The sequence below is a fragment of the Aeromonas sp. FL131 genome (assembly GCF_049860615.1).
Lineage (GTDB): Bacteria > Pseudomonadota > Gammaproteobacteria > Enterobacterales > Aeromonadaceae > Aeromonas > Aeromonas hydrophila.
This window is the reverse complement of sequence record NZ_CP187595.1, coordinates 244,815-257,345: the sequence shown is the minus strand read 5'-3', so window position 1 is coordinate 257,345 and position 12,531 is coordinate 244,815. Positions and strand designations below refer to the sequence as shown.

General features: G+C 65.7%; 1 protein-coding gene (cut by a window edge). It reads right to left on the bottom strand.

All coding sequences use genetic code 11. The features are described 5' to 3' along the window. Positions 1-12,531 carry the 5' end (the start) of a VCBS domain-containing protein gene (locus ACPW75_RS01350; RefSeq protein ID WP_425904406.1) on the bottom strand. 14,490 nt of this gene lie to the left of the window's left edge, so 12,531 of the gene's 27,021 nt are visible here — the first part of the coding sequence; it begins with the start codon at positions 12,529-12,531; its stop codon lies off the left edge, out of view.

Sequence of the window (12,531 nt, the reverse complement as noted above, 5' to 3'; positions counted from 1 at the left end):
GGCCGTGGCCGTCCCGCTGGTGCCGCTCAGGATACCAGTCACCTTGAGGGCGTTGCCGTCGACATCGCTGTCGTTGGCCAGCACGCCGCTGGCCGCATCGACGGTCAGGATCGCGTCTTCGTTGACCGCCCCCACATCAGCCTGCAGCACCGGTGCATCGTTGGTGCCGGTGATGGTGATGGTCAGGGTGCTGGTCCGGCTCTCGGTGCCGTCGGTCGCGGTGTAGGTGAACACCACGTTCGCCAGCTGACCGGCCGCCAGTTTCTGCGCATCCGCCCCATTGGCATTGAAGCTGTAGCTGCCGTCAGCCCGGATGGTCAGCGTGCCGTAGCTGTTGGTCAGCACGGTGTCGCCACTGGCGTTCACGGCCGTGGCCGTCCCGCTGGTGCCGCTCAGGATACCAGTCACCTTGAGGGCGTTGCCGTCGACATCGCTGTCGTTGGCCAGCACGCCGCTGGCCGCATCGACGGTCAGGATCGCGTCTTCGTTGACCGCCCCCACATCAGCCTGCAGCACCGGTGCATCGTTGGTGCCGGTGATGGTGATGGTCAGGGTGCTGGTCCGGCTCTCGGTGCCGTCGGTCGCGGTGTAGGTGAACACCACGTTCGCCAGCTGACCGGCCGCCAGTTTCTGCGCATCCGCCCCATTGGCATTGAAGCTGTAGCTGCCGTCAGCCCGGATGGTCAGCGTGCCGTAGCTGTTGGTCAGCACGGTGTCGCCACTGGCGTTCACGGCCGTGGCCGTCCCGCTGGTGCCGCTCAGGATACCAGTCACCTTGAGGGCGTTGCCGTCGACATCGCTGTCGTTGGCCAGCACGCCGCTGGCCGCATCGACGGTCAGGATCGCGTCTTCGTTGACCGCCCCCACATCAGCCTGCAGCACCGGTGCATCGTTGGTGCCGGTGATGGTGATGGTCAGGGTGCTGGTCCGGCTCTCGGTGCCGTCGGTCGCGGTGTAGGTGAACACCACGTTCGCCAGCTGACCGGCCGCCAGTTTCTGCGCATCCGCCCCATTGGCATTGAAGCTGTAGCTGCCGTCAGCCCGGATGGTCAGCGTGCCGTAGCTGTTGGTCAGCACGGTGTCGCCACTGGCGTTCACGGCCGTGGCCGTCCCGCTGGTGCCGCTCAGGATACCAGTCACCTTGAGGGCGTTGCCGTCGACATCGCTGTCGTTGGCCAGCACGCCGCTGGCCGCATCGACGGTCAGGATCGCGTCTTCGTTGACCGCCCCCACATCAGCCTGCAGCACCGGTGCATCGTTGGTGCCGGTGATGGTGATGGTCAGGGTGCTGGTCCGGCTCTCGGTGCCGTCGGTCGCGGTGTAGGTGAACACCACGTTCGCCAGCTGACCGGCCGCCAGTTTCTGCGCATCCGCCCCATTGGCATTGAAGCTGTAGCTGCCGTCAGCCCGGATGGTCAGCGTGCCGTAGCTGTTGGTCAGCACGGTGTCGCCACTGGCGTTCACGGCCGTGGCCGTCCCGCTGGTGCCGCTCAGGATACCAGTCACCTTGAGGGCGTTGCCGTCGACATCGCTGTCGTTGGCCAGCACGCCGCTGGCCGCATCGACGGTCAGGATCGCGTCTTCGTTGACCGCCCCCACATCAGCCTGCAGCACCGGTGCATCGTTGGTGCCGGTGATGGTGATGGTCAGGGTGCTGGTCCGGCTCTCGGTGCCGTCGGTCGCGGTGTAGGTGAACACCACGTTCGCCAGCTGACCGGCCGCCAGTTTCTGCGCATCCGCCCCATTGGCATTGAAGCTGTAGCTGCCGTCAGCCCGGATGGTCAGCGTGCCGTAGCTGTTGGTCAGCACGGTGTCGCCACTGGCGTTCACGGCCGTGGCCGTCCCGCTGGTGCCGCTCAGGATACCAGTCACCTTGAGGGCGTTGCCGTCGACATCGCTGTCGTTGGCCAGCACGCCGCTGGCCGCATCGACGGTCAGGATCGCGTCTTCGTTGACCGCCCCCACATCAGCCTGCAGCACCGGTGCATCGTTGGTGCCGGTGATGGTGATGGTCAGGGTGCTGGTCCGGCTCTCGGTGCCGTCGGTCGCGGTGTAGGTGAACACCACGTTCGCCAGCTGACCGGCCGCCAGTTTCTGCGCATCCGCCCCATTGGCATTGAAGCTGTAGCTGCCGTCAGCCCGGATGGTCAGCGTGCCGTAGCTGTTGGTCAGCACGGTGTCGCCACTGGCGTTCACGGCCGTGGCCGTCCCGCTGGTGCCGCTCAGGATACCAGTCACCTTGAGGGCGTTGCCGTCGACATCGCTGTCGTTGGCCAGCACGCCGCTGGCCGCATCGACGGTCAGGATCGCGTCTTCGTTGACCGCCCCCACATCAGCCTGCAGCACCGGTGCATCGTTGGTGCCGGTGATGGTGATGGTCAGGGTGCTGGTCCGGCTCTCGGTGCCGTCGGTCGCGGTGTAGGTGAACACCACGTTCGCCAGCTGACCGGCCGCCAGTTTCTGCGCATCCGCCCCATTGGCATTGAAGCTGTAGCTGCCGTCAGCCCGGATGGTCAGCGTGCCGTAGCTGTTGGTCAGCACGGTGTCGCCACTGGCGTTCACGGCCGTGGCCGTCCCGCTGGTGCCGCTCAGGATACCAGTCACCTTGAGGGCGTTGCCGTCGACATCGCTGTCGTTGGCCAGCACGCCGCTGGCCGCATCGACGGTCAGGATCGCGTCTTCGTTGACCGCCCCCACATCAGCCTGCAGCACCGGTGCATCGTTGGTGCCGGTGATGGTGATGGTCAGGGTGCTGGTCCGGCTCTCGGTGCCGTCGGTCGCGGTGTAGGTGAACACCACGTTCGCCAGCTGACCGGCCGCCAGTTTCTGCGCATCCGCCCCATTGGCATTGAAGCTGTAGCTGCCGTCAGCCCGGATGGTCAGCGTGCCGTAGCTGTTGGTCAGCACGGTGTCGCCACTGGCGTTCACGGCCGTGGCCGTCCCGCTGGTGCCGCTCAGGATACCAGTCACCTTGAGGGCGTTGCCGTCGACATCGCTGTCGTTGGCCAGCACGCCGCTGGCCGCATCGACGGTCAGGATCGCGTCTTCGTTGACCGCCCCCACATCAGCCTGCAGCACCGGTGCATCGTTGGTGCCGGTGATGGTGATGGTCAGGGTGCTGGTCCGGCTCTCGGTGCCGTCGGTCGCGGTGTAGGTGAACACCACGTTCGCCAGCTGACCGGCCGCCAGTTTCTGCGCATCCGCCCCATTGGCATTGAAGCTGTAGCTGCCGTCAGCCCGGATGGTCAGCGTGCCGTAGCTGTTGGTCAGCACGGTGTCGCCACTGGCGTTCACGGCCGTGGCCGTCCCGCTGGTGCCGCTCAGGATACCAGTCACCTTGAGGGCGTTGCCGTCGACATCGCTGTCGTTGGCCAGCACGCCGCTGGCCGCATCGACGGTCAGGATCGCGTCTTCGTTGACCGCCCCCACATCAGCCTGCAGCACCGGTGCATCGTTGGTGCCGGTGATGGTGATGGTCAGGGTGCTGGTCCGGCTCTCGGTGCCGTCGGTCGCGGTGTAGGTGAACACCACGTTCGCCAGCTGACCGGCCGCCAGTTTCTGCGCATCCGCCCCATTGGCATTGAAGCTGTAGCTGCCGTCAGCCCGGATGGTCAGCGTGCCGTAGCTGTTGGTCAGCACGGTGTCGCCACTGGCGTTCACGGCCGTGGCCGTCCCGCTGGTGCCGCTCAGGATACCAGTCACCTTGAGGGCGTTGCCGTCGACATCGCTGTCGTTGGCCAGCACGCCGCTGGCCGCATCGACGGTCAGGATCGCGTCTTCGTTGACCGCCCCCACATCAGCCTGCAGCACCGGTGCATCGTTGGTGCCGGTGATGGTGATGGTCAGGGTGCTGGTCCGGCTCTCGGTGCCGTCGGTCGCGGTGTAGGTGAACACCACGTTCGCCAGCTGACCGGCCGCCAGTTTCTGCGCATCCGCCCCATTGGCATTGAAGCTGTAGCTGCCGTCAGCCCGGATGGTCAGCGTGCCGTAGCTGTTGGTCAGCACGGTGTCGCCACTGGCGTTCACGGCCGTGGCCGTCCCGCTGGTGCCGCTCAGGATACCAGTCACCTTGAGGGCGTTGCCGTCGACATCGCTGTCGTTGGCCAGCACGCCGCTGGCCGCATCGACGGTCAGGATCGCGTCTTCGTTGACCGCCCCCACATCAGCCTGCAGCACCGGTGCATCGTTGGTGCCGGTGATGGTGATGGTCAGGGTGCTGGTCCGGCTCTCGGTGCCGTCGGTCGCGGTGTAGGTGAACACCACGTTCGCCAGCTGACCGGCCGCCAGTTTCTGCGCATCCGCCCCATTGGCATTGAAGCTGTAGCTGCCGTCAGCCCGGATGGTCAGCGTGCCGTAGCTGTTGGTCAGCACGGTGTCGCCACTGGCGTTCACGGCCGTGGCCGTCCCGCTGGTGCCGCTCAGGATACCAGTCACCTTGAGGGCGTTGCCGTCGACATCGCTGTCGTTGGCCAGCACGCCGCTGGCCGCATCGACGGTCAGGATCGCGTCTTCGTTGACCGCCCCCACATCAGCCTGCAGCACCGGTGCATCGTTGGTGCCGGTGATGGTGATGGTCAGGGTGCTGGTCCGGCTCTCGGTGCCGTCGGTCGCGGTGTAGGTGAACACCACGTTCGCCAGCTGACCGGCCGCCAGTTTCTGCGCATCCGCCCCATTGGCATTGAAGCTGTAGCTGCCGTCAGCCCGGATGGTCAGCGTGCCGTAGCTGTTGGTCAGCACGGTGTCGCCACTGGCGTTCACGGCCGTGGCCGTCCCGCTGGTGCCGCTCAGGATACCAGTCACCTTGAGGGCGTTGCCGTCGACATCGCTGTCGTTGGCCAGCACGCCGCTGGCCGCATCGACGGTCAGGATCGCGTCTTCGTTGACCGCCCCCACATCAGCCTGCAGCACCGGTGCATCGTTGGTGCCGGTGATGGTGATGGTCAGGGTGCTGGTCCGGCTCTCGGTGCCGTCGGTCGCGGTGTAGGTGAACACCACGTTCGCCAGCTGACCGGCCGCCAGTTTCTGCGCATCCGCCCCATTGGCATTGAAGCTGTAGCTGCCGTCAGCCCGGATGGTCAGCGTGCCGTAGCTGTTGGTCAGCACGGTGTCGCCACTGGCGTTCACGGCCGTGGCCGTCCCGCTGGTGCCGCTCAGGATACCAGTCACCTTGAGGGCGTTGCCGTCGACATCGCTGTCGTTGGCCAGCACGCCGCTGGCCGCATCGACGGTCAGGATCGCGTCTTCGTTGACCGCCCCCACATCAGCCTGCAGCACCGGTGCATCGTTGGTGCCGGTGATGGTGATGGTCAGGGTGCTGGTCCGGCTCTCGGTGCCGTCGGTCGCGGTGTAGGTGAACACCACGTTCGCCAGCTGACCGGCCGCCAGTTTCTGCGCATCCGCCCCATTGGCATTGAAGCTGTAGCTGCCGTCAGCCCGGATGGTCAGCGTGCCGTAGCTGTTGGTCAGCACGGTGTCGCCACTGGCGTTCACGGCCGTGGCCGTCCCGCTGGTGCCGCTCAGGATACCAGTCACCTTGAGGGCGTTGCCGTCGACATCGCTGTCGTTGGCCAGCACGCCGCTGGCCGCATCGACGGTCAGGATCGCGTCTTCGTTGACCGCCCCCACATCAGCCTGCAGCACCGGTGCATCGTTGGTGCCGGTGATGGTGATGGTCAGGGTGCTGGTCCGGCTCTCGGTGCCGTCGGTCGCGGTGTAGGTGAACACCACGTTCGCCAGCTGACCGGCCGCCAGTTTCTGCGCATCCGCCCCATTGGCATTGAAGCTGTAGCTGCCGTCAGCCCGGATGGTCAGCGTGCCGTAGCTGTTGGTCAGCACGGTGTCGCCACTGGCGTTCACGGCCGTGGCCGTCCCGCTGGTGCCGCTCAGGATACCAGTCACCTTGAGGGCGTTGCCGTCGACATCGCTGTCGTTGGCCAGCACGCCGCTGGCCGCATCGACGGTCAGGATCGCGTCTTCGTTGACCGCCCCCACATCAGCCTGCAGCACCGGTGCATCGTTGGTGCCGGTGATGGTGATGGTCAGGGTGCTGGTCCGGCTCTCGGTGCCGTCGGTCGCGGTGTAGGTGAACACCACGTTCGCCAGCTGACCGGCCGCCAGTTTCTGCGCATCCGCCCCATTGGCATTGAAGCTGTAGCTGCCGTCAGCCCGGATGGTCAGCGTGCCGTAGCTGTTGGTCAGCACGGTGTCGCCACTGGCGTTCACGGCCGTGGCCGTCCCGCTGGTGCCGCTCAGGATACCAGTCACCTTGAGGGCGTTGCCGTCGACATCGCTGTCGTTGGCCAGCACGCCGCTGGCCGCATCGACGGTCAGGATCGCGTCTTCGTTGACCGCCCCCACATCAGCCTGCAGCACCGGTGCATCGTTGGTGCCGGTGATGGTGATGGTCAGGGTGCTGGTCCGGCTCTCGGTGCCGTCGGTCGCGGTGTAGGTGAACACCACGTTCGCCAGCTGACCGGCCGCCAGTTTCTGCGCATCCGCCCCATTGGCATTGAAGCTGTAGCTGCCGTCAGCCCGGATGGTCAGCGTGCCGTAGCTGTTGGTCAGCACGGTGTCGCCACTGGCGTTCACGGCCGTGGCCGTCCCGCTGGTGCCGCTCAGGATACCAGTCACCTTGAGGGCGTTGCCGTCGACATCGCTGTCGTTGGCCAGCACGCCGCTGGCCGCATCGACGGTCAGGATCGCGTCTTCGTTGACCGCCCCCACATCAGCCTGCAGCACCGGTGCATCGTTGGTGCCGGTGATGGTGATGGTCAGGGTGCTGGTCCGGCTCTCGGTGCCGTCGGTCGCGGTGTAGGTGAACACCACGTTCGCCAGCTGACCGGCCGCCAGTTTCTGCGCATCCGCCCCATTGGCATTGAAGCTGTAGCTGCCGTCAGCCCGGATGGTCAGCGTGCCGTAGCTGTTGGTCAGCACGGTGTCGCCACTGGCGTTCACGGCCGTGGCCGTCCCGCTGGTGCCGCTCAGGATACCAGTCACCTTGAGGGCGTTGCCGTCGACATCGCTGTCGTTGGCCAGCACGCCGCTGGCCGCATCGACGGTCAGGATCGCGTCTTCGTTGACCGCCCCCACATCAGCCTGCAGCACCGGTGCATCGTTGGTGCCGGTGATGGTGATGGTCAGGGTGCTGGTCCGGCTCTCGGTGCCGTCGGTCGCGGTGTAGGTGAACACCACGTTCGCCAGCTGACCGGCCGCCAGTTTCTGCGCATCCGCCCCATTGGCATTGAAGCTGTAGCTGCCGTCAGCCCGGATGGTCAGCGTGCCGTAGCTGTTGGTCAGCACGGTGTCGCCACTGGCGTTCACGGCCGTGGCCGTCCCGCTGGTGCCGCTCAGGATACCAGTCACCTTGAGGGCGTTGCCGTCGACATCGCTGTCGTTGGCCAGCACGCCGCTGGCCGCATCGACGGTCAGGATCGCGTCTTCGTTGACCGCCCCCACATCAGCCTGCAGCACCGGTGCATCGTTGGTGCCGGTGATGGTGATGGTCAGGGTGCTGGTCCGGCTCTCGGTGCCGTCGGTCGCGGTGTAGGTGAACACCACGTTCGCCAGCTGACCGGCCGCCAGTTTCTGCGCATCCGCCCCATTGGCATTGAAGCTGTAGCTGCCGTCAGCCCGGATGGTCAGCGTGCCGTAGCTGTTGGTCAGCACGGTGTCGCCACTGGCGTTCACGGCCGTGGCCGTCCCGCTGGTGCCGCTCAGGATACCAGTCACCTTGAGGGCGTTGCCGTCGACATCGCTGTCGTTGGCCAGCACGCCGCTGGCCGCATCGACGGTCAGGATCGCGTCTTCGTTGACCGCCCCCACATCAGCCTGCAGCACCGGTGCATCGTTGGTGCCGGTGATGGTGATGGTCAGGGTGCTGGTCCGGCTCTCGGTGCCGTCGGTCGCGGTGTAGGTGAACACCACGTTCGCCAGCTGACCGGCCGCCAGTTTCTGCGCATCCGCCCCATTGGCATTGAAGCTGTAGCTGCCGTCAGCCCGGATGGTCAGCGTGCCGTAGCTGTTGGTCAGCACGGTGTCGCCACTGGCGTTCACGGCCGTGGCCGTCCCGCTGGTGCCGCTCAGGATACCAGTCACCTTGAGGGCGTTGCCGTCGACATCGCTGTCGTTGGCCAGCACGCCGCTGGCCGCATCGACGGTCAGGATCGCGTCTTCGTTGACCGCCCCCACATCAGCCTGCAGCACCGGTGCATCGTTGGTGCCGGTGATGGTGATGGTCAGGGTGCTGGTCCGGCTCTCGGTGCCGTCGGTCGCGGTGTAGGTGAACACCACGTTCGCCAGCTGACCGGCCGCCAGTTTCTGCGCATCCGCCCCATTGGCATTGAAGCTGTAGCTGCCGTCAGCCCGGATGGTCAGCGTGCCGTAGCTGTTGGTCAGCACGGTGTCGCCACTGGCGTTCACGGCCGTGGCCGTCCCGCTGGTGCCGCTCAGGATACCAGTCACCTTGAGGGCGTTGCCGTCGACATCGCTGTCGTTGGCCAGCACGCCGCTGGCCGCATCGACGGTCAGGATCGCGTCTTCGTTGACCGCCCCCACATCAGCCTGCAGCACCGGTGCATCGTTGGTGCCGGTGATGGTGATGGTCAGGGTGCTGGTCCGGCTCTCGGTGCCGTCGGTCGCGGTGTAGGTGAACACCACGTTCGCCAGCTGACCGGCCGCCAGTTTCTGCGCATCCGCCCCATTGGCATTGAAGCTGTAGCTGCCGTCAGCCCGGATGGTCAGCGTGCCGTAGCTGTTGGTCAGCACGGTGTCGCCACTGGCGTTCACGGCCGTGGCCGTCCCGCTGGTGCCGCTCAGGATACCAGTCACCTTGAGGGCGTTGCCGTCGACATCGCTGTCGTTGGCCAGCACGCCGCTGGCCGCATCGACGGTCAGGATCGCGTCTTCGTTGACCGCCCCCACATCAGCCTGCAGCACCGGTGCATCGTTGGTGCCGGTGATGGTGATGGTCAGGGTGCTGGTCCGGCTCTCGGTGCCGTCGGTCGCGGTGTAGGTGAACACCACGTTCGCCAGCTGACCGGCCGCCAGTTTCTGCGCATCCGCCCCATTGGCATTGAAGCTGTAGCTGCCGTCAGCCCGGATGGTCAGCGTGCCGTAGCTGTTGGTCAGCACGGTGTCGCCACTGGCGTTCACGGCCGTGGCCGTCCCGCTGGTGCCGCTCAGGATACCAGTCACCTTGAGGGCGTTGCCGTCGACATCGCTGTCGTTGGCCAGCACGCCGCTGGCCGCATCGACGGTCAGGATCGCGTCTTCGTTGACCGCCCCCACATCAGCCTGCAGCACCGGTGCATCGTTGGTGCCGGTGATGGTGATGGTCAGGGTGCTGGTCCGGCTCTCGGTGCCGTCGGTCGCGGTGTAGGTGAACACCACGTTCGCCAGCTGACCGGCCGCCAGTTTCTGCGCATCCGCCCCATTGGCATTGAAGCTGTAGCTGCCGTCAGCCCGGATGGTCAGCGTGCCGTAGCTGTTGGTCAGCACGGTGTCGCCACTGGCGTTCACGGCCGTGGCCGTCCCGCTGGTGCCGCTCAGGATACCAGTCACCTTGAGGGCGTTGCCGTCGACATCGCTGTCGTTGGCCAGCACGCCGCTGGCCGCATCGACGGTCAGGATCGCGTCTTCGTTGACCGCCCCCACATCAGCCTGCAGCACCGGTGCATCGTTGGTGCCGGTGATGGTGATGGTCAGGGTGCTGGTCCGGCTCTCGGTGCCGTCGGTCGCGGTGTAGGTGAACACCACGTTCGCCAGCTGACCGGCCGCCAGTTTCTGCGCATCCGCCCCATTGGCATTGAAGCTGTAGCTGCCGTCAGCCCGGATGGTCAGCGTGCCGTAGCTGTTGGTCAGCACGGTGTCGCCACTGGCGTTCACGGCCGTGGCCGTCCCGCTGGTGCCGCTCAGGATACCAGTCACCTTGAGGGCGTTGCCGTCGACATCGCTGTCGTTGGCCAGCACGCCGCTGGCCGCATCGACGGTCAGGATCGCGTCTTCGTTGACCGCCCCCACATCAGCCTGCAGCACCGGTGCATCGTTGGTGCCGGTGATGGTGATGGTCAGGGTGCTGGTCCGGCTCTCGGTGCCGTCGGTCGCGGTGTAGGTGAACACCACGTTCGCCAGCTGACCGGCCGCCAGTTTCTGCGCATCCGCCCCATTGGCATTGAAGCTGTAGCTGCCGTCAGCCCGGATGGTCAGCGTGCCGTAGCTGTTGGTCAGCACGGTGTCGCCACTGGCGTTCACGGCCGTGGCCGTCCCGCTGGTGCCGCTCAGGATACCAGTCACCTTGAGGGCGTTGCCGTCGACATCGCTGTCGTTGGCCAGCACGCCGCTGGCCGCATCGACGGTCAGGATCGCGTCTTCGTTGACCGCCCCCACATCAGCCTGCAGCACCGGTGCATCGTTGGTGCCGGTGATGGTGATGGTCAGGGTGCTGGTCCGGCTCTCGGTGCCGTCGGTCGCGGTGTAGGTGAACACCACGTTCGCCAGCTGACCGGCCGCCAGTTTCTGCGCATCCGCCCCATTGGCATTGAAGCTGTAGCTGCCGTCAGCCCGGATGGTCAGCGTGCCGTAGCTGTTGGTCAGCACGGTGTCGCCACTGGCGTTCACGGCCGTGGCCGTCCCGCTGGTGCCGCTCAGGATACCAGTCACCTTGAGGGCGTTGCCGTCGACATCGCTGTCGTTGGCCAGCACGCCGCTGGCCGCATCGACGGTCAGGATCGCGTCTTCGTTGACCGCCCCCACATCAGCCTGCAGCACCGGTGCATCGTTGGTGCCGGTGATGGTGATGGTGACGGTGTGCTCGGTGCCGTCCACGGACTTGACCACAAAGGTCTCGACCTTGGTCTCGCCCTCGCCCAGGTACTGCACCTTGCTGTTGTCGACGTTGTAGGTCCAGGTACCGCCTTCGGTGATGGTCAGGCTGCCCAGTGCGCCAGTGCTGGCCACGCCGTTGCCAGCCAGGAACTTGGCCTCGTCGGCGCCGTCCACGTCGGTGACGCTCAGGGTGCCCGTCTCGGTCAGGGTCGGGTTGGTCTCGTCTTCCACCACGCCGCCGGTGTCGGTGCCGGTAATGACGGCCGCGTCGTTGACCGGCGTAACAGTCCCGGTCACGCCGCCTGTGGCGCTGTTCAGGCCATCGGTGATGGTGTATTCAAACGCGATGTTGCCATTGAAATCCGGAGCCGGCGTGAAGATCAGCTGGCCATTGCTCAGGGTGACGGAACCATTGCTGATCGCTACCGTGCCGCCTTCGGCAATGGTCTGGCCGTTGATGGCGGTAATAGTGAGGCGATCACCATCCACATCCGTGTCGTTGCCAAGCACATTGATGGCGACAGTGCCGTCCTCCGCCACGGTGAACTGGTCGTCGCCCGGCAGAGGCGCGGCATTCACCACGCTGCTGTCGGTCCCCTTGGGCGAAGTGTTGCCCACCGGGTCGGTCAGGGTGGCATCCACCGTGATGGGGCCGTTGACCGGCAGATCCGTGGTAGGAATGGTCAGAGTGACCTGGGTACGGCCGATGTCCTCGGTCGTCAGAATTCTGCTGGAGTCAGGCACGCCATCACCGTTCCAGTCCACATCGAGACGATCGCCAGCCTTGGCATCGCCCGGCAGCCGGATGATGACATCCACCCCGTTTTCGCGCTCGTTGGCGGAGATGACATTGTCCGCGCCGTCCTGGATTTCCACTTGCGGCGCCGAGGGCGCGGTACTGTCCACGCTGCCGTCATCGGTCGCGGTGCCGGTGTTGCCGGCCGGATCGGTGACGCTGGCAGTCACTGTGTAGGAGCCATCAACCAGCGGAGTGGTCACGTCCACGCTGAAGGTGCCATCCGGATTGACGGTGGTGATCAGGGTTTGCTGGTTGCCATTGGCATCGGTCACCAGCAGGGTCACGGTACTGCCTGCGTCGGCATCCGTGGTTCCGGTGATGGTCGGGGTCGTGTCGTTGGTATTGTCAGGTGCGGAGACGGTGATCACCGGCGGGACGAGATCAATCAGGCGATTCTCTTCACCCGGCAGTGCATCAGCGATCACGCCGGCATCGGTCTGGTTGGCCGTATCAAAACCGGCCGCTGCTATGGTGGCATCACCAGTACGATCGATGGTAACGAAACCACCGTTGCCACTGGCGCCAGCCACACCACCAATGCCACCACCACCGGCGGCAGGCGCCCCGCCTGCGGCAGATGCTTCAAATGCCTTGGTCGGATCGGCGCCGCCCAGGATGGCCTGCTGCAGGGCCGCGATGTCATTGGGATTGCCGGACGGCACATTCTGGGCAAGCTGAGGCTCTTGAGACGCTTCATCCTCAGCCTGCTGCTCGTGGGTCGGGCTCAGGGTGAAAGTCTGGTTGCCGCCTTGGAAGCTGGCGCCTTCAGGAGTGATCAGCACCGCATCCTTGGGCAGGATATCGCCTTCGGCGAGCTGCTTCTGGCTGCCATCAGCGGCCACCAGGTAAACCTTGCCTTTCAACTGGGTAACGACGACGTCCTGATCCAATGCGATATTGTGGCTGCTCAT